We start from the raw sequence: 22666 nt of genomic DNA on the forward strand, positions 1-22666 counted from the left end.
CCCGTTGAACTATAGAAATGATCCGAAAAAGCAGCGTTAAACGGCGTCTGCACCGCGCTCGCCTGTCCGAATCCGAATAACGTCTTCAAGCGGTGTCACAAACACCTTGCCGTCACCGATCTTGCCGCTGTTAGCCGCACTACAGATTGCATCCAATACGCTCTCCAAACGGGCGTCGTCTACGGCCACTTCCACTTTTACCTTGGGTAGAAAGTCGACGACGTACTCCGCGCCACGATACAACTCGGTATGCCCTTTCTGACGGCCAAAACCTTTAACTTCAGTGACCGTAATGCCCTGAACGCCGTTGTCGGCCAATGCCTCACGAACGTCGTCGAGCTTAAATGGCTTGATGATAGCGGTGATGAGTTTCATCCCGGATCTCCCCTGCTGGATAAGTCCTGCTAGATTGGTAGCGGCACAGCCGCCAGAATAAGCACCTGAACCGATAATGCGCATACTGTGCCAGCTGACTTTTTTTGCTTATAAGTCAGCCAATTGGCCGTCATCAAAAGTGCAGCTCAGAGCTAAATCTGAGCAAATCCATTCTCACACCACCGCTATTGCACCAAAAAAGAGCGTAAGCAAAAGTAGCCTGCTCTATTTCGATGCACACCCTGGGTTAAGCAGTAAAAACACGCGATACATGCGAATTCGCCAACTGTTGCGTATCCTTACCGGTAAGCAATATTTAAAGCAGGTTTATCTAGGAGAGAACGATGGCGCCTCAAGACCGTATTAGCCGCTTGGCCCAGCAGATTGGTGACCGTTTACAAAACGCCTCCCAAGCGCCAGAAGATATTCAAAAGGGAGTGCAGCAAGTCGTGCGTGGCGCCTTCGACCGCCTGGAGCTTGTCTCACGGGAAGATTTCGACATTTTAATGGATGTACTGCAGCGCACCCGTTCGCGGGTAGAGGCGTTAGAGCGCCAAGTCGCTAACCTTGAAGCAGCCGTTGATGCCTCCGCGCCAACGACATCCACGCCACTCGAAGCTGAAGCCCCACCGGCTCCAGAGCAGCATGCGCCGGAATCAGATGCAAAAGACGAGAAGAATAAACCCGCTTAACGTTCAAGCTTCATTAGCAGCAATAGGGAAATGGCCTATTGCTGCGTGCACCGCAAAATAAATACGAATCACTATCGTTGACTTTGTTTTTCGTGGTGATACTCTCCGCCTTTGATTTTCTTACCGTCTGCGGATTGTTCACTATGCACGCCCTGTCACTATCAAACCTATCTGTTGCAAAGCTGCCTTTTGCAAAGCCTTTTTTTTCGCCGTCGTCTGTTTCAATATCTGGGCTTGTTGGCACCGGCCTGTTACTGAGCTTCTCCAATGGCGTTTTCGCCCAAAATACTGCGTCTAGCGCCGACGAGACCATGGTGGTCGTTGGATCGCGCACTCCTAGTCAGATCAGTCAAATTCCCGGTGCTGTATGGGTAATTGACAAAGAGATGCTGCAACAGCAGACCCGCAATGGTGCAGACCTAAAGACAGCATTGGGGCATCTGGTACCGGGGTTGGATCTGGCGCCTCAAGGGCGCACCAATTATGGGCAAAACATGCGAGGCCGGGGCGTGCAGGTACTCATTGACGGCGTATCGCTGAACAGTTCCCGTGGGCTTTCCCGACAGTTCGATGCCATCGATCCCTTCAATATTGAGCGCGTGGAAGTGCTTTCCGGCGCCAGCAGCCTGTATGGCGGCGGTGCTACGGGGGGCTTGATCAATATCATTACCCGCAAAGGTGAAGAAGGCCTGAACTGGCGTACTGAAGCAGGCATCACCACCGGCTTCAACAACAGCGATGACATAGATCGACGCCTCGCACAATCCATCAGCGGTGGTAACGAGCGGGTTCAAGGCTATCTGGGTACCGCCATTGGCGACAACGGCCGCCACTATGACGGCAGCGGCCAGGAAATCTTTCCCGATATCGCCCAGACCGACCTACAGGATAATCGCAGCATTGATGTATTGGGCAACCTCTCTTTCCGCTTGACCGATGAACAGAGTCTGGAACTGGGTGCCCAGCTGTACCGTTCAGGCTATGAAGGTGACCGGGGTGTTTACTTTCCCAACCTCGACGCTGCCACGCCCAACTTGAACGATGCCGAAATTCGCGATGGCTACCGTTCACAGCGCGATCCGGAAACCGACCGTAAGCTCGTCAACGTCAACTATCACCACGCCAACCTGTGGGGGCAAAACTTCTACCTGCAGGCGTTCCACCGGGAGGAGGAGTCCAGCTTCCAGGCATTTCCCTACCCAATTTCCGACGGCCTGCAATTTCGCGCCTCGCAACAAAACACCGATTTAAGCGGCATCAAAGCGCTGTTTGAATCGCGCCTGGGTGATGACGTTTCGCTAACCTACGGCCTCGATCTGGATCGTGAAACTTTCGATGCCAGCCAGATGCTGTTCGATACCAACATCTCGGACGCCTCCGGCGGCCTGGTGCAACAGGCATCAGGGGTTGAACCCCGCTACCCCGGTTATCAAGTGGACGGGCTTTCAGGCTTCCTCCAGGGCGATTGGCAGGCCACCCAGGCGCTCAAGCTCTCCGCAGGGTTGCGGCAGCAGCATATGGACGTCGAAGTGGATGAATTCCAGGGGATTCCTGGCGGCGAGAATGACTATGAAGCAACGCTCTTCAATGCCAGCGCCCTCTACGACTACGGCAACGGTCACCAGAACTGGCTGCAGTTTAGCCAGGGCTTCGAACTGCCAGATCCTGCCAAATATTACGGCAAGAGCCCCGACGTAAGTGTCGATAACAACCCGTTATCTGCCATCGAGACGGATCAGATAGAGCTAGGCTGGCGCTACCAGGGTGGCAACTGGACGACCCAAACAGCGCTTTACTACGCCTGGTCGGACAAAGCGGTAGAGAACGCCGAGGATTTAAGCGTCAGCGTCGTCGATGAGAAGAAACGCGACTTCGGCCTGGAAAGCGCCGTGACCCGTTACTTTGATAATGGCCTGGAGGCAGGGGGCACTCTGCACCTGGTGCGTTCCGAGCAGGAGAACGACCAAGGGGAGTGGGAGAAGCGTGACGCCCGCTATGCATCGCTCTCTTCCGCCACTGCCTTTATTGGCTGGACGGACTATGTACGTTCGGCTCGCTTGCAGGCCAACCACAACTTCGACCTGAAAGACGATGCCGACCGCGAGATCGATGGCAATACCACCCTCGACTTATCGCTCAGCCAGGAAACCGATTTTGGCACCTTAAGCCTGGGAGTGCAGAACCTGCTGGATGATCAGTACTCCACCGTCTGGGGTCAGCGAGCCGCCATGTTCTATTCGCCCTACTACGGCCCAGAGTACCTCTACGACTACCAGGGCCGCGGGCGTACTTACACCCTGAACTGGTCAATGGAGTACTAAGTGCTGGTTCGCTACTCGCTGACAACCGCTCAAGGGTGAGGTAACGGGGATGGCTACACTCGGCTCAATAACGCCATCTTGCGTACCACTGACCACCCATGACCTGCTGGCTATTGGTCAGCGCTTCGGGATCGACTACCGCTTTCCCGAAGCGCCCGACCGCTCCCAGCCAGCGCCTTGTGTTGCCCATGGGCGGGTGATGGACGTCGAGGTAGCCCCCACACTGCGGGTGACACACTCTGATCTTGATGTCCTGCACGCTTACGCCTCCACTTCCCGGCATGCCGCGCCGTGGTTTCTCAGCGTGATACTCGAAGGCCATATCCAAGTCGGCCTAGGGCGCCAGTCGTTTCAGTTGCAGGCCGGCGACGCCTTCAGTGCCCATTTCAACGAGCAGACCGGGCTTGAGGTCTTCCAGCCCGCGCCACAACGATTGCGCATTCTCAACGTATCGATTCTGGCTTGCACAGAGCCTCTCTCTTTCTCGCCCATTAGCTGTTCGCCTATCAATGTTGCCCCTCCGGCAGCGCCCGTACTGCATACTTGGCAGGTGCCGCAGTTCCTTATCCATAGCCTGGAGGCAGCACTGGCTTCGAACTGGTCAGTAGAGCGGCAGCGCCTGCTATGGCAGGGGCTCGCGCTCCAGTTGTTAGCTCATGGGCTGCCTGCCGCCTCCCTTGAGTCCAGCGACGAAGAAAAGGCAGTCAGCCTGCCACCGGGTTTAACCCAGCGCGACCACCAGCGCCTGGAGCACTTGCGTCAGCAGCTCGAACACTCCCCCAACCAGGATTATCGGCTTGAGCAGTTGGCCCGCAATGCCGCGATGAGCCCGAGCAGCCTACGCACCAAGTTTCACCGCTGTTACGGCTGCTCGATATTCGACTACCTACGACGTTGTCGCCTGACCCAAGCTCAAGCGTACTTACGCAAAGGTTATAGCGTGCAGCAAACCGCTCACGCCTGTGGCTACCGCCACGCCACCAATTTTGCCACCGCCTTTAAGCGCGCTTTTGGCATTGCGCCCCATGAAGTACACCATCGCCATTAAAGCCGCAGGGTTGTTTTTGGAGCGCTAAGTTCCTCTGTTGGACGTTTTTTGGCAGTACGCATACTCCCTTTGTCATTGCGCATACCTTTCAGTAGCCATTAAGCGCAATAATTCTCATTAACACATTGGTTAATTGATGCTTATTGCAGGTGCCTCCATGCTCATCCCCCATCACCGTTTTCTACGCTCTCCGCTTAGCGTCGCCGTTCTCTCGGCACTGGTTGTTTCCCCGGTATACGCTCAAGAAAGCACCGAGTTAGCCACCGTCACGGTGACTGCCCAGCAGGCTGCCACCAAAGTGGAAACGCCGACGATCGAAATACCCCAGAGCGTTTCCACGATCACCCGCAAACAGATGGATAACCGCGGGGTAAGTACCGTGCAGCGCGCCACCGACTACACGCCCGGTGTTTACAGCAATCAGGTAGGCGCCTCCAATCGCTTCGACTACCTGGTACTGCGCGGTTTCTCTGACGGCAGCTTGAGCAATACCTTCCTGGATGGCCTGAAAGTAATGGGGGATGCCAACTCCCATAGCAGTATGCGCATTGACCCATGGTTTCTGGAAAGCATTGAAGTGGTGCGCGGGCCCGCCTCGGTACTCTATGGACGCGCCTCCCCTGGCGGGGTAGTCGCCCTGAACAGCAAGCGGCCAGAATTTGAACAGGGCGGTGAGCTGCGTTTTCAAGTGGGTAATAATAACCAGCGCAGCGCCGCTTTTGACCTCACCGGGCCTATTGGCGAAGAGCAGCGAGTGGCCTTTCGCCTGACCGGGATTGCCAGCGCCGCGGATACCCAGTTTGGCCCGGCAGAAGAGGAGCGCTATGCCATTGCGCCCCGGCTCACCTGGGATATCACCGATGACACCAGCCTCACCGTAGAAGCCTACCTACAGGATGAACCCGAAGGCGGCTACCACTCCGGCGTACCCTATGAGGGAGCCGTGGTCGCCCATAATGGCCACAAGATCAGCAACAACTTCTTTGATGGTGAAGAGGATTACGACACCTACGAGCGAACCCAACGCATGTTCGGCTACGCCCTGGAACACCGCTTCAACGACCAGGTGACCGGCCGTCAATTGATGCGCTATCTCAATTCCGACGTAGTGCTCAATCAGGTCTACGGTTTTGGTTGGACGTCACCGACGTCTAATGAACTCACCCGCTACTACTCCGGCAGCAATGAATCTCTGGAAGCCTGGACACTCGATAACCAGCTTGAAGCCACACTCAGCAGCGGCTTTATGGATCACACGCTGCTGTTTGGAGTGGATTACCAGCAGCGGGAAAACGACGTATCGTGGCCCACTGGGTATTTCCCGCCGCTCAATGCGTTTGACCCGGTTTATGGCAGCGACCCCATCGAGTTTTACGCCCCCGTGCGCGAACGCCATGAGATCGACCAGACCGGTGTCTACCTGCAGGACCAGATAGCCATGGATAACTGGCGCTTCACCCTGGGTGGCCGCTACGACTGGGTCAATATCGACAATGCCAACCGCGATAACGGTGATACCAGCTCCCTCAGCGACACTCAGTTCAGTGGTCGCGCCGGGGTGGTCTACCTGTTCGATAACGGCGTAGCGCCCTACCTGAGCTACTCCACCGCCTTCACCCCCACCAGCTTCGTGGATGAAAGCGGCGACCTGCTCCAGCCCATGGAGGGCGAACAGTGGGAAACCGGCGTTAAATACCAGCCTAACGGTAGCCAAAACCAATACAGCGCGGCGCTGTTCCATATCGGCCAAGAGAGCGTTGCCACCAAAGAGCAGCCCACCGACCCATACCGCGCCGTAGGGGAGATCGAATCCCAAGGGCTGGAGCTAGAAGCGCAAACCCAGCTAACGGATACCCTCTCGCTTCAGGCAGGCTATAGCTTCACCGACATCACCTACGCCAAAAGCGATGATGGTAACCAGGGCAACAACGCGATTTACTCCCCACGGCACCAAGTGCAGCTATGGGGCCACTACCAGGCCAACGACGGCTGGCTGAACGGCGTGGATATGGGTGTCGGCGTGCGTCACTACGCCGATATCGCCGCTGACCGGGCCAACACCGAAACCGTGCCCGACTACACCCTGGTGGATGCCACCATTGGCTACGACCTCAGCCAACTCGGCGTAGATGGTGTCGAAACACGTTTAAACGTGAATAACCTGCTGGATAAAGAGTATGTGGCCTCCTGCAACTCCCTGGAGTACTGCTACTTTGGTGCCGAGCGCGGCGTGACCGCCAGTGTTCACTACCGTTTCTAAACGCTCGTGCTAGGCGACGGCTCAAGCCCTTGTCTAAGCATTGTTAATTTATTGTAACCTAGCCTGCCCAGACCTCTGTGCCTGGGCTTTTTTCTTGAATGCAGGTTTGCAAACAATAAATATTATCGTTTAAATACAGCCCTTATTTTCTGGATGGCCTCTCACCACCATGTGCCACACCAACCTGTTCTCATTGCTCGCGCGCTGCGGGCTGTTCGCCGTTTGTATGCTGAGCGTTTCTACTGCCCAGGCGCAGTGGGCCACGGTGGACTGGACGATTGCCGAAACCTTGCTGGCGATTGATGCGCCGGTTAGCAGCGTGGCTCAGCAAAGCGATTACCAGGAGTGGGTGGGCGAGCCCCATATACCCGACAGTGTCACCGATATGGGGCTACGTACCCAGCCCAATATGGAACTGCTGGCTCAAGTGCCACCAGAACAGACGCTGATCTCGCCCATGTTTGCCGGTTTGACGCCACGCCTGGAGCGAATCGCCCCAGTCACTTCATTCTCGCTCTACTCGCCCGGCACCGATACCTGGCAGGAGATGCAGACCCTGACCCGCCAGCTAGGCGAATTAACCGAGCACCAGCCCCAGGCCGAGCAGCTTATTGAAGACACCCAAGCCTTGATGGCCACGCTGCGCGAATCCCGGCCCCTCTCTCAGTCAGAAGTCGCGCCGCTGCTGATGGTGCAGTTCATGGATGCCCGGCACGTGCGGGTGTTTGGGGAAAACAGCTTATACAACGCCGTGCTGGAACAGCTCGACCTCTCCAATGCCTGGGATCAAGCCACGAATGCCTGGGGATTTGCGCTGGTAGGGATTGAAGCGCTGGCGCGCTACCCCGAGGCAACGCTGGTGATCATCGACCCGCTGCCCACCGGAGTCGAAGAGAAGCTTGCAAAAAGCGGCCTGTGGCAGCAACTCCCCAGCGTCAGGCACGACAGGATAGTTCGCCTGCCGCCGGTATGGAGCTTCGGCGCACTCCCCTCCGCCCAGCGCTTTGCCCGGAAGCTGACTACGGCGCTAGAGGCAGCGCCAACGGTTAGCCATCGAGGGCAATGAGTAGAAGAGCGTGAAGCTACCAAAGCCTTCTTAATTACGGTAGGTTAAATACTTAAGGTAATGTAGCTTTAGCTTACATTGTCGTGAGTAACAACAGCAGAGGAAAGGCGATGACGCTTGCCATCGTAGCCACGCGCGCAGGCGTAGGTTTAGATGCACCGGCGGTGCATGTTGAGGTGCATCTGGCCAACGGCTTGCCGGGCCTAACGCTAGTGGGCTTGCCGGAAACGGCGGTAAAAGAGAGCCGCGAACGGGTGCGCAGTGCACTGGTTAATGCAGGCTTTGATTTTCCCAATACCCGCCGTATTACCTTAAACCTCGCCCCCGCTGATCTGCCTAAAGAGGGTGGCCGTTTTGATCTGCCCATTGCACTGGGCATCCTCGCCGCCTCCGGGCAAATTCCCGTGGAAGCGCTGGTAGGCATGGAGTGTGCTGGTGAGCTGGCTCTGGATGGCAAGCTGCGCGCGGTGCCGGGCATACTGCCCTTTGCTCTGGCCACCCGACGGGCGAAAAAAGCACTGATCATTCCCCGCGACTGCGCCGATGAAGCCGCTCTGGCAGGCGATTTGCCGGTGCTGCCTGCTGACACCCTTTGGCAGGTAGTAGCTCACCTACTCGACCAAGAGAAGATCTCCCCACACAAACTCAGCGCTTCGGTGAAAACCACCGCCCCGGTGGATGACCTCGCCGATGTGCGCGGCCAGCAGCAGGCGCGCCGGGCGCTGGAAGTCGCTGCGGCCGGGGGGCATAACCTGTTGTTTGCAGGCCCTCCTGGCACCGGCAAAACCATGCTGGCCAGCCGCCTGCCGGGCATTCTGCCGCCGCTTTCCGAGGAGAATGCCTTGGAAGTCGCTGCCGTGCGTTCGGTTTGCGGGCTACCGCTGGAAGCAGACTGGGGCAAAAGGCCATTTCGACAACCCCATCACAGTGCCAGCGGCGCCGCCCTGGTAGGTGGCGGCTGTCATTTTCAACAATTGTTGCGACTAAACAATAATTGCTGCGACAATCTCTATGTTGAGTTTACATAGAGCACGCCCTTGTGACCGTTTCTCTCAAACAATCCAGAACCTTTAGCTTTCAAGATGGCACCCTTAAAGACGAAACTGAGCGCTTGGTCGTTTGGTGGTACGGGCCTATCTTCAAAAATATCCGCTCACAAAGCGTCCCTAAAATTTATGTATTTTTAAGACCTATTGATCAGGAGAACAAATTAGGAGACGTGATTAAGCGAACGACGGTCTTAACGCATGTCGGACTATTGAGAATCGGCTCCGTCTGGGAAAAGGGCGTGAGCAACTCCCGCATCGCATTTGAGGAGAAAACATTCCCTGTTTCGTTCTCTCCGGGCGGCTGGCGGATTGTCTCCTTAGACGACTTGCACAAAGCAGGGCGCAGCCTCTATACCTCCTTTCATGAGGCAAGCTATTTACCGCTGGACAGAAAACACAAATCGTACCTGATTGAATTTGACCTCCCAGATGGCAAACATCTGCTCATCCCTTGCACCGAATTTTTTGCACGCGTTTACGGTCGATCATCTGAAATCAAGCGTGTGCTCGCCACTTACTGTTGGGAGGAGGTCAAAGAACGGCTTTATCGACCGCTTAATGCGCCCCCATCGCCAGGTACCTGGCCTGTCAGATTTACATATCGTGTTCATAGGCACGATGCGATTTTGCTCGCGCACATGCTGTACGACCCCTATGCCGAACAAGCTGCCAGAGATATTTATGCGCAGACTGAAGCCAGCTTCCCCCAAGATAAGATGCTTTTAAAAGTCACTCCATGGTTTCAAGGCAGCGGGGAAATCTCTGTTTCTGGCGTTCCAATTGATGGTGGCAACACATTCCTAGGCTTGCAGATATTAGGCTGTACGCAGCCCGATGGTGCCACGATCCACCGTGAAAGAGAGAAATCAACGACAGTACCAGCCACCGATGGCGACGATGCCCCCTCTCAGTTCCCCTATCATCAGCTTCAAGACATCCCCGATGTCATTGACCTGACGGATGATGACGAGCCCGACCATGGTTCTTCCTGGCTAGACCTTACTGAGGACGAATTCGTTATTTTAGGTAAGCCTCGCGCCGTCTTGGATAAACGATATACCCGAAAAAACGTGCCCGATACACGAGGCGTCCCCGTTCCGGGTGACGAAACCATTTTCTCCACTGGGGAGCCACATGGGTCAGGGAAGGGAGTGGGACAAGCGTCTATTCATGCTCCTATTACACTGGAATCACAGGGCTTTCTACGTGATATGTGGAATGCGCTTCTCTATTTACAATCGGCCTATCCCGCAACGATTCGTGGCGTTAGCTGGTTTACCTTTGAAGACGGATTCAGCACTTCTCCTGACCCTCGGTTAATCAGCCTCGAACCTTTCGAAATAGACGAGGAGGTGGAAACGTCAGTCGCTAATTGGGTTTACATTGATACTCAGACCAAGGTACCTCGCGGGGTGCTCGTCGTTCGGGTGCATGTGTTAGATCAAACGCTCTATCTCATGGAGATCCAACGACGCCCTCCAAAACCCAGAGCTGGCGGTAGCGAGGAGGCATCCAAGCCTCCTTCCTATAAAGGTTTAGTCTTCACGCTGAGCCACCAAGGCAGCTTCGAGCAGTGGTTACGCCAAGTGCTGTCTAACGTGCGGCACGTAGAAGGTGTTGTCCAAAAACTAGTTGGTCACTGCCCAGGATTCGCCGATACGTTCAAGCACCCTAAATCCAAAAAGGAACAGATACCCTGCGAAGCCTCTGTGTTAAATGCTTTTAGCAAGGTCAGTATTGGTCGCAGTGACTTAGCATAGGTACTATTTGCCACCTTTATGAGTAGCGGTGTCTGTTTTGTCGGTAAGAGCAACCTGTACACCCCGTGTGCAGGTTGCTCTTCTGACGAAGAGCCGATACGGCCATCCCTTCAGTGGCGGGCGAGGATCTTCGCTGCGATGGGCGAAGTGATCATTTGAATCACGGCAAAAAAAGCGGCTGGAATTGCGATCTCTGATGGCAAGCCAGAAGCAGCGACAAACGCTGCAGCGATGCTGAATTCCTTTTTACTGACCGTGAAAAGATAGGTAATCACCTCTTTGCGATCAGAGGTGAGTAACCGTGAGGACATACCTACCAGGTACCCAATCAAATTGAGGCACAGGGCCGCGCCCGCAATCACAAACGCATACCAGCCATAGCCAATGATCGTGGTGGCATTCGGCCCGACCACGGCGAGTAGGATCAGCAGATACAGAATCGACCCTATCCCTGCATACGCTGAATCATGCCGTGCAAAGAAAGCCGAGAACCTTGTACGCAAGCTGACCCCAATCACGGTAGGAAGAAGCACGATTAGTGTTAATTCAAGAATAATTGATCCAAGCGGCACGTCTAACTGAAGGCCGGTGAGCCATAAAAACAGGAAGGGAACAATAAACGGACATAACGCGGTGTTGACTGCGTTGAAAACAGCGGCAAGCGCCACATTGCCTTTCGCCATCAGTACCAAAAGAGGAGAAGACACATCTGTCGGCAGCGTGCCGAGCAAGGTTTGGCCAGCAGCCAGCGGGCCGCTTCCAAAAAATAGACGGCCCGTTAGCCACCCGGCAATCGACATAGGCCCATAGACCAGCCCCAATGCCAACAACTGCCGTGACGGCTTTCGGAACACGATGCGCACTGCATGCGCATCGAATGTGAGGCTGATAATCAACATCAGTAATGCCAGTAATGGCCCAATCGCGAACTTAAGCATTATTCCGGTGGCCGGAAAGAGTAAGCCTCCCCCCGCGACGACGATTACAAACCAGACAAGGTGCGCCTCGACAAAATAAATGAATCTACCCATGGTGGATTGGACGTTACCGGTTGAAGTGGATTGAGCCCCGCACCTAAAACATGATCACCTTCGGCCCAGCACACAAAGGCTCCTTGGTAGCTAGGGACGTGCTTCCCAATCCAGCGATGCAAATAGATAATGCTCAAGGGTTGAAGCTTTAGTTGCTAGAGGTTTTATAGTACCAAGAACAGATAATTCGAGAGAAGGTAACAGATGGGACATCATCATGATCATCCCCACATTGATCCTGCCTCTGGCGACCGGCGCGTCAGCATCTCCATTTGGGCCAATGGGCTCTTAACCATCGCTCAAATCGTCGGTGGCATTATGGCGGGGAGCCTATCGCTGATCGCTGATGCGTTACATAACTTTTCTGACATGGCAGCATTAGTCATTGCCTTTGCTGCTCGTAAAATCGCCAGACGGCCTGCCGATGCGCATATGACCTTTGGCTATGGCCGCATCGAGATAGTGGCAGCACTCATCAATTACACCACCCTCATTATTGTCGGTGTCTACCTGATTTACGAAGGCGCTATGCGGATGGTCGATCCCCCTGAGATAGAGGGATGGACGATCGTGATTATTGGTGGCGTCGCGCTCGTCGTCGATGCCCTTACCGCCATGCTCACGTGGTCAATGCAAAAAGAGAGTGTCAATATCCGCGCCCTTTTTCTGCATAACTTATCGGATGCGTTTGCCTCCATCGCCGTGATTATCGGTGGTTCGCTTATTTTACTGTACGACATGCGCTGGGTGGACCCCGCGATCACGATAGGGATTGCGCTATATATTCTTTACCTAGCCTTCTCTGAAATTGGCGGCCCTATCCGTACGCTAATGCTGGGATCTCCCCCGGACATTGACGGGCAGGCAGTCGTTGAGACCGTACGAGATATCGAGGGAGTCCAGGATATTCACCATGTGCATCTATGGCAGATGCAGGAAAACATGGCAGCCCTTGACTGCCACGTGGTTCTGACAGAAACCGGCTGGCAGCAGCTTGAATCCGTCAAAGCAGAGATCAAGGAGCAGCTTAAAATGCGCTTCAGTATTGCTCATTCCAGCCTAGAGTTTGAGCATAGTGACCACGCGCATCAAAATGCCAATCTATATGGGCACGAGTGATAGACCGAGGCCGACTCCCGGCTCAGGTAGGTAGCGAGCGGCTTACTCCCATAGCGATTGGCTTATTTTTCAACCCTACTTTTCCACCCCATCGTTGAGAAAGAGAGAGAAACATGTTCAAAAAAGCGTCTTTTATATTGGCCGGTACGTTAATGCTGACCGCTGCGATCGTCGCCGTATCGAAACCTGCCCTCTTAGATATGCAAGCTCAGGCAGCAAAGGAGAGCAGTGTCCAGACAGAGGACTCCTTGGTGCGCTCACACTCCCCCATCTTGGGACGAGAAGACGCGCCGGTGACGATTGTGGAATTCTTCGATCCGGCTTGCGAAGCCTGCCGTGCTTTCTATCCCCTGACAAAAAGTATTCTGGAAACCTACCCAGAAAAAGTGCGGCTCATCGTGCGCTACACTCCTTTCCACGGCGACGTATCTGATAAGGCCATTCGGGTATTAGAAGTTGCTCGTCGTCAGGGCGTCTTTGAACCGGTACTGGAGAGGCTGCTGGCTCGCCAGGATCAATGGGCTTCACATGGCAGTTTTGATGAATCCGCTATCCTCGATATCGCGAGCCAAGGAGGCCTTGATTTAGCGGCTGCCGAAGAGCAACTGACTTCTGCTGAGGTGCAGGCGGTGATTGACCAAGACATGGCGGATGTCAGAGCCAATCAGATTCGCCAAACACCTACCTTTTTTGTCAATGGCGAGCCTTTAGACCCCTTTGGTATGCAAGAGCTGATTGATGCCGTTGAGAGTGAAGTAGCGGAGATCTCTGGGGAAGAGGATGGCCAGTGATGCAGCGCTGGTGGTTACTAGGCTTTGTGGGCTTTTACCCCTTGCTAGCCGAAGCCAATTGGCAAACGCATCTGTCATTGCCTCCGTCTGAACTTAGCCCTGTCAAGTTACAGGCGGCTAGCGAGCAAGAAGGCACATTACCGCTCGATAGCGTTGATACCCTAACCTTTGGGCGTGATGTCGTCATTGATACCACCCTCTACGAGGCCTTGGCAGCAGAAGGTGTCCCAACGCGTTTCGCCACTAAACTGGAAACACTGCTCAGCGAGTTTATCGCAGCGCCGCTGGAGTTTTCTGGCAGTGAACGTATTCAATTAGTGTGGGAGGAAGATCGACGCCAGGACGGCGCCCGTGTTGGGCCACCACGCCTCAGTTATGCCGCTCTGCCTGATCAGGCAGAGCCCTTGGAGGTCATATGGCCGGTCACCCAAAAGGGGGACGTAGCTCTTTTCAAAAGCGACACCCTGCTAGGCACGTTGCGGTTGCCCGTGCTTAGTGCCCGCTTAACGTCTCGCTTTGGGAATCGGCGACATCCTGTGTATGGAGGGATGCGTCCTCATAATGGAATTGACTTGGCTGCGCCGACAGGAACGCCGGTCATTGCCACCGCACCTGGGCGCGTATTCTTTATGGGTCGCCAAGGGGGATATGGGCAGGTGATCGAGGTGGAGCACGACACAGGGGCCATTAGTCGCTACACACACCTTAGCCGATTCTCCCCACAGCTAGTGGTTGGGGATTTAGTCAATGCGGGAGAGTCGCTCGGAGAGGTAGGTTCCTCCGGGGTCGCCACGGGCCCCAACCTGCATTACGAAGTGAGAGTCAATAACCAGCCTGTTGATCCCCTTGGTCAAGGTCAACGCATCATGTTGGGTGAGCAGCCGACTCAAGGTGAATATCAAGCGTCACTTTACGAGGCAAGAGATCGCTTGGAACAAGCTATCGGCACGGCGTCCATTTATGACTTGATCTCGTTTAACGAGCCGTAACCACCCGTGCTTAGCAACGTTGCATGGATTGTTAGTAACGTGAACGTGTGCTTGCCTCGTTATGGAACCCTAGCGCTGTGATCACTCATCTACCACAAGACAGGTAATCGGTATGGAAGAGGTTTCTCTCGTCACAATGGGGGTATTGGGAAGCCTTGCCGCGGGCTTGATGACGGCTGTCGGGGCGCTTCCTATCTTGTTTACCAAAAGACCGAATCGTGGTGTTCGCGATTTAGCGTTGGGGTTCGCCGCTGGCGTCATGCTAGCGGCCTCTTTCTTCTCACTGATCATACCCTCCTTAGAAGCCTCGGAGCTGCGTTACGGAGGTAGCGTGGTACCTGCTGCCATTGCCTGTGCGGCCATCTTGCTAGGGATTGGAATGGTCGCACTACTGAACGAACTCTTACCTCATGAGCACTTCGAACAGGGGCGAGAAGGGCCAGAGGCTGCCTCACTACGTCGTATCTGGTTGTTTATTATTGCCATTACGATACACAACCTGCCAGAAGGGCTAGCCGTTGGCGTGGCCTTCGGCGCAGGGGGAAGCGAAGGAGGCATTCCACTAGCGATTGGCATTGGACTTCAGAATGCCCCAGAAGGACTGGCCGTAGCAGTATCACTGCTAGGCGTGGGCTATTCACGTTGGCGGTCATGGACGATTGCCGCCCTTACGGGGCTTGTTGAGCCGTTGGGTGGCTTATTAGGCGCTGGAGTCATCAGCATGTCACAAGCGCTACTGCCCTGGGGGTTGGCCTTTGCAGCGGGGGCGATGTTGTATGTGATCAGTCATGAGATTATTCCCGAAACTCATCGAAGCGGGCACCAAAAAAAGGCCACGCTGGGCCTCTCCATCGGATTGGTACTCATGCTGTTTTTGGATGTTTCGCTGGGCTGACCATTGGGCGTGGGGCGTAGCGTTAGTGCTAACCCAAGTCGAGAGCCCCTCCGTGCGATTTTTCAGTGATACAGAGTTGATGATCACTGATGACCTCAATGATTCGGCAGCTTTCCACTTTACCACCGGCACACTGCGTGACCATCCGTTGAAGCTCCTCACGCAGTATGGACAGTCGTTGAAGGCGGGACTCCACTTTCTTTAGGTGATGCGTGGCGATGGCATCGACTTCTTGGCAAGGCATATCAGGTTGATCTGACATGGCCAAAAGCTCTCGCACTGACTCCACCGAAAAGCCAAAGTCACGGGCATGACGAATAAAGGTCAAGCGCCGCACAGCGTCGTCTCCATAGCGGCGCTGCCCCCCACCGGTTCGTGTCGCATCGCGCAACAGCCCAATACGCTCGTAATAGCGAACCGTTTCAGGTTTGCAATCGGCTCGTCGTGCTAACTCACCAATGCTGATACTTTGGCCGATCATCGACATGGTAAAACTCCTTAGGCAGGGCTTGAAGCTGTAGTTGCTACAAGGTTTACACTTAAAAACCATAGCCCATTGGCAGGAGAGGCACCATGAAAACATCAACGCCGACAACAGCGCCTACCACCTTGACGCTGCGTGTTGAAGGCATGGACTGCGGCGGTTGTGAGCGCAAGGTTGTATCGGCGCTAGAGCGACTGGAAGGCATTGAGGAAGTCACGGCAAGCTCGGTCACGGGATCAGTGAAGATTCACCACCACGATCACGGGGCCCCCTCGCGAAAGACCATTGAGGGCATCCTGAACGAACTAGGCTATCAAGTGGCTTCCCATGATGGCCAAACACGCGCACCTGGTGCTTCATCCTCTTGGTGGCAAACCGCTAAAGGGCGCTTGGTCATTATCACAGGCAATTTGCTGATCGTAGCCTTCGCGCTTCGTTTAGCATGGCCTGCGCTGGGTAATATGCCTTTCATTTTGGCCACGCTAGTCGGCTTAATACCCATTGCGCAGAGTGCCTGGGGCGCCCTCAAAATGCGCAATCCCTTTACCATAGAGATGCTGATGTGCATCGCTGCGCTTGGCGCATTGGCCATCAATGCTGCCGCTGAAGCTGCGATGGTCGTGTTCTTGTTCGCCGTAGGTGAGCTACTCGAAGGGGTAGCTGCTTCACGAGCGCGCCGCAGTATCTCAGCCTTGGCAAATTTAACACCCTCAACGGCGAGGCTGATGGACAATGGCCATCTGCGTGACGTCTCGGCGGAGTCACTTAAACCCGGGCAGCGTGTGCTGGTGCGGCCCGGTGATCGCGTACCCTGCGATGGACGCATCCTGGTGGGCACCTCCGACATTGACGAGTCGCCGGTAAACGGCGAGTCCATACCCCGTTCGCGAGCGCCTGGTGATGACATTTTTGCTGGCACAGTGAATCTTGATGCCGCCCTGGAGGTGGAGGTAACACGAGGCGCTGATGACAATACGATCGCACGCGTTATTCGTCTGGTTGAAGAAGCACAGGCCGCCAAGGCACCGATAGCACGCTTTATTGATCGTTTTGCGTATTACTATATGCCCGCCGTCGTCTTACTCGCCCTACTGATGGCGATAGTGCCACCGCTGGTATCGACCATGGCATGGTCGGAGTCGATTTACCGTGCGTTAGCATTGCTGTTAATCGCATGCCCCTGCGCGTTAGTCATTTCCACCCCAGCCGCCATCGCCGCCGGTCTCTCGGCGGGAGCTCGGCGCGGACTACTGATCAAAGGGGGAGCCGTTCTTGAACAGTTAGGTAAGCTTCGCTTGGTGGCATTAGATAAAACGGGCACCCTCACTGCGGGTACCCCAAGAGTCACAGATGTGGAGTCTTGGATTGCTGAGGAAGACGATAACAGCGTATTGCGGCTCGCCGCCGCAATAGAGCGGGATTCCAGTCACCCTATCGCCACGGCTATCGTTGAGCATGCCCGACAGTCGGGCATCAACCTCCCCACCGTCACCGGCGGCCGCGCTCTGGCGGGGCGCGGTGTTTCCGGCCAGGTGGAGGGTCGCGAGCTGAGCTTAATGACGCCTCGTCACCTTCACGAGAAAGTCATCCTTGAGGAAAGTCTCAGTGCTCGGATTGTCGCGTTAGAAGAAGCCGGTAAGAGCCTCGCTCTCCTCGTCGAAGGCGAGCGTTTACTGGGCTTGATCGCGGTTCGCGATGAGCCACGCGAAGATGCCATTGAAGGCCTAGCGGCGCTATCCCGTTTGGGCGTACAGGCGGTCATGCTCAGCGGTGATAATGCCCGCACCGTCGCTGCCACGGGGGGTCGCTTAGGCATTGAAGCGTACGGCGAACTAATGCCTGAAGACAAGGCAGCGTATGTTCGAGACTGGCAAGCGGCTGGCCGTGGCCCCATCGGTAAAGTAGGCGATGGCATCAACGATGCACCGGCACTCGCGGCAGCCGATGTGGGTATCGCGATGGGGGGCGGCACGGATGTGGCGTTGGAAACCGCCGATGCAGCCTTGCTCAAGAACCGCGTTACCGGCATCGCTGAGCTGATAGACCTCTCTCGTGCCACACTGCGCAATGTGAAAACCAACGTTGTTCTCGCCCTTGGCTTAAAAGCCATTTTCCTAGTTACAACGGCGCTGGGTATTACCGGCATGTGGATTGCGGTGATGGCCGATACCGGTGCTACCGTCCTGGTGACGTTGAACGCCATGCGACTGCTGGGTTACCGCTTTTCGCCCAGTACCGCAATGACAGGCCTGTCACAAGGAAAAACAACGTCATGAGAACAGCGCCAAACGATAGCCCTTCACGACGTTGGCCATGGTTCACATTTGCTTGCGTATTGGCTCTAGCCGATCAACTGGTCAAAGAAATCGTGCACGCCCAGATGTCGTTTGGCCAAGTCATTCCGCTAACGCCGTTTTTTAACTGGGTTTATACCGGGAACACAGGAGCCGCTTTCAGCTTTCTCGCAGAAGCAGGGGGTTGGCAGCGCTACCTCTTTCTTGGTTTAGCGTTGGTGGTGGTCGTCGTATTGGTTGTGCAGCTATGCAAACCCCTGTCGCGCTTGGAGGCCTGTGCGTACAGCCTGATTCTTGGCGGCGCGCTCGGTAATACTGTTGATCGCTTAGCGCGAGGGTACGTCGTCGACTATCTGGACATTTACTGGGGCGAATGGCATTGGCCCGCCTTTAACATGGCCGATATCGCTCTGTTTGCAGGTGTATTGATGTTCGCAGTGGCGTTATGGCGTGAAAGTCCTGCTTTTAAGCGCTCTGAGTAACGCTATGGATGTGGTCGATAAAGATAAAGAATATACGCTTTTTGCTGGGCGCTCCTCACCAATAGTCGATTGCGTTGTAGCGCTCGCCGCTGGGGTAATGACCACCTTGAGTGCCGCCCCCTTTTCCCTATGGTGGCTTGGCCCAGTGGCCGTGGCACTGGTCTATTGGAAGATACAGTCGCTAACGCCCGCCATGGCCACCCTGCGTGGGTGGTGCTATGGGGTAGGCCTGTTCGGTTCTGGCACATCATGGGTCTTCGTTGCTATTCACGATTTCAGTGGCACCGGGGCCTTGGTGGCGATGCTCCTCACCACTCTTTTTGTCAGCGCCCTGGCGCTCTTCTTTGCAATCCCCTTTGGGCTCTATCGGCGCATCACGGGGCCACGGTTAGCCTGTCTTAGCTTTGCCGGTATGTGGGTGGTGAGCGAATGGCTACGCACCTGGTTGCTCACCGGCTTTCCCTGGTTATTGCTGGGCACCTCTCAGGTAGATTCTCCACTAGCCCCATGGGCGCCCGTTGGTGGTGTGTACTTGCTGTCACTCATGACCGCGCTGACAGGTACGTTAGGGGTAGAGGTACTGCGTCGCCGCTGGGGTTTCCTTGTCCCAATGGCCGCCTTGTGGATCGTTCCATTCCTATTGCCCGCCCAATGGACAACCCCGGCTGGCAAGCCCATCCGGGTGGCATTGCTGCAAGGGAATCTTGACCAGCGCATTAAGTGGACTGCCCAAGGGCAGCGCGAGGCGATCAGTATCTACACGGCGATGACACGGGAGCAAGCAAGGGATATCGATCTCATCGTTTGGCCCGAGGCAGCCCTTCCCATGCTTGAGCAGGAAGCACAGCAAATACTTGAGCAAGTAGCGTCCGACCTGGGGCCTGACACCGCCTTGTTGACCGGCATTTTGCAACGCGACAGTGAAGGGCGCTCTTATAACAGCGTCATAGGGCTAAATGATGTGCAGGGCGAATACCAGAAGGCGCACTTGGTGCCCTTTGGCGAGTATTTGCCATTCCAAAGTCTCCTCGCTGGCACCCTTGCTTTTTTCGACTTGCCAGTACCTCGCCTGACCCCAGGGACAGGCGAACAGGCTCCGTTACACGTGGCTGGAGCCACCATTGGCAATGCCATTTGTTACGAAATCATTTTTGCCGACCATGTCGCCCAACAGGCGCGTAATGCCGAGCTGCTATTAACGGTTTCCAACGATACGTGGTTTGGGCGCTCCATTGGCCCACACCAACATCTTCAAATGGCGCGTCTACGTGCCTTAGAAAATGGTCGTCACCTACTTCGAGCTACCAGTAATGGCGTGACGGCCATCATCGATTCACAAGGCCACGTCACAGCCCGTGCCCCACAGTTTGAACCGGCCAGTTTAACTGGCGAGGTGACCCCGATGCAGGGCCTAACTCCTTTCACACGCACCGGTAGTGGCCCCGCTTGGATACTCGCTGCGGTGCTGACACTGCTCGGGTTACAACTGAACTTATCTCGATCAAAAAACGACGCATTAGATGAAAAAGGAACCTAGCGATGCTCTTGGCAAAGAACGCAGCAATACTTAAGAGATTCCTCCCATGGCCAATGCAGATCGGCTTCATCGTGAGTGTGATGGTTTCGTTTCTGGCATGGCTCCCTGTCGCCATGGCGGCACAACCTTCCACTGCCCAGGAGACGGAATGGCCCAAAGGGCATTACCCGCTACCAGAGGAAGGTAATATTATCGGAGAGGCTGACACCTTTATCGTAAAGGATTACGACGATACCTTGATAGATATTGCCAGGCGTCACAACCTTGGCTATTTGGAGATGATCCGTGCAAACCCAGAGGTTAGCATCTGGGTTCCAGGGGTGGGCACGGAAGTGACTATTCCGGGACGTTTTATTCTGCCGAATGTGGAGCGTACTGGGATCGTCATCAATATCGCCGAGCTGCGGCTTTACTACTACCCAGATGTCAAAAACGGTGAGACACCGCGTGTTGAGACCTATCCTATTGGCATTGGTCGCGAAGGGTTTGATACTCCTCTAGGCGTGACCGAGACCACCATGAACATTAAAAACCCCGCGTGGTACCCGCCTGAGTCGGTAAAACGCGAAGCGGAAGCACGCGGTGAAACCGCGCCCAGCGTTGTGCCACCCGGCCCCGATAACCCGCTAGGAGACCATGCCATCATCCTAGGCTTCGATGGCTATTTGATTCACGGCACCAACCAGCCCGATGGCATTGGCATGCGCGCAAGCCGAGGTTGTATCCGCATGTTACCCAAAGACATCGAATCTATATTTGACCGCATTCCACCCGGCACCCAAGTCAACATCATCAATCAGCCGATCAAGATAGGTTGGGAAGGCGGTCAGCCGCTGATTCAAGCCTTTCCGCCGCTTGGAGAAGAAGAGCACAGTATGACCGCACTCACAGAGACCATGACACGCCTTAACCAATACAATGTCGATAACGTAAACCTCGATTACGAGCAGCTCAGCGATGTCCTGTCACTCTCTAACGGGCTTATAACCCCACTACATCCAAAGCAGGAACAGGAGCCACAGCGCCACAGCCCAGAAGAGAAGGCTATCAAGGGCATTTATGAAGACCTGGTTTTGACGTCATCTCAACGGTCATGACACGCCTTTTGGCACCCCGTTGAGCCCTGGCATATAGGTAGAGAGCCATAGCCCCGTCCAAACGGCGGGGCGACATTCGCCTACAGAGTCGCGGGGCCCTCCAAGTGACTGCGCGCTATCAGTGTCTTAGCACTCAATATCCAGAGGCAGCCAGTAGGTAACGCCACCCACTACCACCTGTATCCCGTCTGTCGTCCGCTCTACGGTCTGTTGTCGAAGCATTTTCTGCGTTAATTTTGTGTCATGGAAATACTCCATGGCAGCAACGATCCATGCCTCCCTCCAGGCCTCTCCTTGATCAGCACACCGGGCCATCGTCATCAGGGTGCGGGCTAGTGTTTCTTTTCGCCGCTTTCTTGCCCGTTTTACATCCACCCGAGGAGCCAACGTGGTGGCATGTTGGCGATTTAAGAAATTAGTAAACCCCGTGACCGAGGCTGCTTGTCCGGGCACCGCCTGCAAATAGTTGTCCACATCGCCCTGTTGAGGCAGTCGCTGCCCCTCCCGGTCAGTAGCGAGTAGCAATGCGGCTGCCGCTCTTAGTGCAAGTCGTGCGGAGGTGTGGGACGTTTTGCCCGCCTCTATACGGGTTTCCAATTGCTGCCAATAAGCATGCAGCGCTTTTTCTGATAAAGAAGCGGACGGCATAGACCTGAGACACGCTTTGATACGTCGTTTCTCTGAGTCGATCTTCTTTGCTTGGTGATCCGGCTCTACCCCTTGCTCTTCATGCAGCCATCGCATAGGAAGTCTTACACGCCGCAACCCCTCCGCACCGAAGTGATGAAGCAGCTCCGAATAGCTCGGTATCCGTGACCATGCCTGGTCGATCTCAAGGAAGAACGAGAAGAAATGATTGATCTTGAGGGCAGCCTTATGCGGCCCTGTGGTACGAATCAGCCATTCACCAAATTCCCCAAAGGCCTCACGTAACGCTTTGGTGGTGATACCGGCTTGGCCAATGATGATCCGCTTACGACATGTGCGCGTCCAATAGCAGGGCTCACAGGCATCGCCTCGACCCGCTGGCATGGGATTACCACACAATGGACAGGCAATTTCCCCTTGCTCATTACAGGCTTTGCACAATGCGTCACCGCTGGATGTCATGACCAATAAGCGATGTCGACGACATGCAGAACAGGTACCGTGGTCTGCTGTCGAACAGCGTGGACATAAGCGATGATCATGCCCCATACGCGCCACTCGGGTAAGACGTTGAGATGCTTTCCCACACGCCTCGCAGGGCTCTGGTTCTTTGAAATAGGGAGCGCAGGCGATACAGACAGGGCCGTAGGGAGTGACCTTGCCGATGTTGTAGTCTGAACGGGCTTTTCCACATCGTGCACACGGTTTGTCGACGTTGCACTGACGAC

18 protein-coding genes and 1 pseudogene are annotated in these 22666 nt (G+C 55.2%); 15 read left to right on the forward strand and 4 right to left on the reverse strand.

What is annotated here, in order from left to right:
• Positions 1 to 36: 36 nt before the first annotated feature.
• Entirely contained in the window at positions 37 to 375 is a 339-nt protein-coding gene (locus LMS44_RS22390) for a P-II family nitrogen regulator (RefSeq protein ID WP_007112359.1), read from the reverse strand.
• A 344-nt stretch (positions 376 to 719) separates the two neighbouring features.
• On the opposite strand from LMS44_RS22390, the gene LMS44_RS22395 reads away from it, so the two are divergent.
• From LMS44_RS22395 to LMS44_RS22425, 7 genes and pseudogenes are all read left to right on the forward strand, one after another.
• Complete coding sequence (locus LMS44_RS22395; protein WP_089691183.1) at positions 720 to 1067, forward strand: accessory factor UbiK family protein; 348 nt, start codon at positions 720 to 722, stop codon at positions 1065 to 1067.
• A gap of 143 nt (positions 1068 to 1210) precedes the next feature.
• The gene (locus LMS44_RS22400) at positions 1211 to 3388 is read left to right on the forward strand and encodes a TonB-dependent receptor (RefSeq protein WP_498946475.1); all 2178 of its coding nucleotides are present in this window, start codon (positions 1211 to 1213) and stop codon (positions 3386 to 3388) included.
• A gap of 49 nt (positions 3389 to 3437) precedes the next feature.
• Positions 3438 to 4436, forward strand: a complete 999-nt coding sequence (locus tag LMS44_RS22405) for a helix-turn-helix transcriptional regulator (protein ID WP_089691187.1) — start codon at positions 3438 to 3440, stop codon at positions 4434 to 4436.
• A 157-nt stretch (positions 4437 to 4593) separates the two neighbouring features.
• Positions 4594 to 6696, forward strand: coding sequence for a TonB-dependent siderophore receptor (locus tag LMS44_RS22410; RefSeq protein ID WP_089691189.1), 2103 nt, complete (start codon positions 4594 to 4596; stop codon positions 6694 to 6696).
• A 169-nt stretch (positions 6697 to 6865) separates the two neighbouring features.
• Positions 6866 to 7762 (forward strand): ABC transporter substrate-binding protein, encoded by an 897-nt coding sequence (locus tag LMS44_RS22415; protein WP_089691191.1) that lies wholly within the window; start codon positions 6866 to 6868, stop codon positions 7760 to 7762.
• A 110-nt stretch (positions 7763 to 7872) separates the two neighbouring features.
• A pseudogene (locus LMS44_RS22420) lies at positions 7873 to 8721 on the forward strand (YifB family Mg chelatase-like AAA ATPase); the annotation flags it as partial.
• An 80-nt stretch (positions 8722 to 8801) separates the two neighbouring features.
• Positions 8802 to 10571, forward strand: coding sequence for a hypothetical protein (locus LMS44_RS22425; RefSeq protein WP_027957951.1), 1770 nt, complete (start codon positions 8802 to 8804; stop codon positions 10569 to 10571).
• A 110-nt stretch (positions 10572 to 10681) separates the two neighbouring features.
• Here LMS44_RS22425 and LMS44_RS22430 read toward each other — a convergent pair whose 3' ends face one another.
• Complete coding sequence (locus LMS44_RS22430) at positions 10682 to 11509, reverse strand: bile acid:sodium symporter family protein (RefSeq protein ID WP_230805306.1); 828 nt, start codon at positions 11507 to 11509, stop codon at positions 10682 to 10684.
• Positions 11510 to 11806: 297 nt separating this feature from the next.
• On the opposite strand from LMS44_RS22430, the gene LMS44_RS22435 reads away from it, so the two are divergent.
• From LMS44_RS22435 to LMS44_RS22450, 4 genes are all read left to right on the forward strand, one after another.
• Entirely contained in the window at positions 11807 to 12721 is a 915-nt protein-coding gene (locus tag LMS44_RS22435; protein ID WP_016916432.1) for a cation diffusion facilitator family transporter, read from the forward strand.
• Between the two features lie 113 nt (positions 12722 to 12834).
• Positions 12835 to 13512: a DsbA family protein gene (locus tag LMS44_RS22440; RefSeq protein WP_027957953.1), complete on the forward strand. Its 678-nt coding sequence runs from the start codon at positions 12835 to 12837 to the stop codon at positions 13510 to 13512.
• Positions 13512 to 14501 (forward strand): M23 family metallopeptidase, encoded by a 990-nt coding sequence (locus LMS44_RS22445; RefSeq protein WP_016916430.1) that lies wholly within the window; start codon positions 13512 to 13514, stop codon positions 14499 to 14501. The genes LMS44_RS22440 and LMS44_RS22445 overlap by 1 nt, the downstream gene beginning before the upstream one ends.
• Positions 14502 to 14613: 112 nt before the next feature.
• Positions 14614 to 15396, forward strand: coding sequence for a ZIP family metal transporter (locus LMS44_RS22450; protein WP_016916429.1), 783 nt, complete (start codon positions 14614 to 14616; stop codon positions 15394 to 15396).
• 28 nt (positions 15397 to 15424) lie between these two features.
• On the opposite strand, the gene LMS44_RS22455 is transcribed toward LMS44_RS22450, so the two are convergent.
• The gene (locus LMS44_RS22455) at positions 15425 to 15883 is read right to left on the reverse strand and encodes a MerR family transcriptional regulator (RefSeq protein WP_027957954.1); all 459 of its coding nucleotides are present in this window, start codon (positions 15881 to 15883) and stop codon (positions 15425 to 15427) included.
• 86 nt (positions 15884 to 15969) lie between these two features.
• Here LMS44_RS22455 and LMS44_RS22460 point away from each other — a divergent pair, with 86 nt between their 5' ends.
• Genes LMS44_RS22460 through LMS44_RS22475 form a run of 4 tightly spaced genes read left to right on the forward strand, consistent with a single transcriptional unit; the run spans position 15970 to position 21290 of the window.
• The gene (locus LMS44_RS22460) at positions 15970 to 18156 is read left to right on the forward strand and encodes a heavy metal translocating P-type ATPase (protein WP_027957955.1); all 2187 of its coding nucleotides are present in this window, start codon (positions 15970 to 15972) and stop codon (positions 18154 to 18156) included.
• Complete coding sequence (gene lspA, locus LMS44_RS22465) at positions 18153 to 18656, forward strand: signal peptidase II (protein ID WP_027957956.1); 504 nt, start codon at positions 18153 to 18155, stop codon at positions 18654 to 18656. Before LMS44_RS22460 ends, lspA begins: the two co-directional genes overlap by 4 nt.
• 4 nt (positions 18657 to 18660) lie before the next feature.
• Positions 18661 to 20193, forward strand: coding sequence for an apolipoprotein N-acyltransferase (lnt, locus tag LMS44_RS22470; protein WP_027957957.1), 1533 nt, complete (start codon positions 18661 to 18663; stop codon positions 20191 to 20193).
• Between the two features lie 53 nt (positions 20194 to 20246).
• Positions 20247 to 21290 (forward strand): L,D-transpeptidase family protein, encoded by a 1044-nt coding sequence (locus tag LMS44_RS22475; protein WP_035539261.1) that lies wholly within the window; start codon positions 20247 to 20249, stop codon positions 21288 to 21290.
• A 126-nt stretch (positions 21291 to 21416) separates the two neighbouring features.
• On the opposite strand, the gene LMS44_RS22480 is transcribed toward LMS44_RS22475, so the two are convergent.
• A complete protein-coding gene (locus tag LMS44_RS22480; protein ID WP_027957958.1) occupies positions 21417 to 22322 on the reverse strand; it encodes a hypothetical protein in 906 nt (301 codons plus the stop codon).
• Between the last annotated feature and the right edge of the window lie 344 nt (positions 22323 to 22666).

Origin of the sequence: Halomonas profundus, from assembly GCF_020865425.1 — a bacterium.
In the GTDB taxonomy this organism is placed as follows: Bacteria; Pseudomonadota; Gammaproteobacteria; order Pseudomonadales; family Halomonadaceae; genus Vreelandella; species Vreelandella titanicae.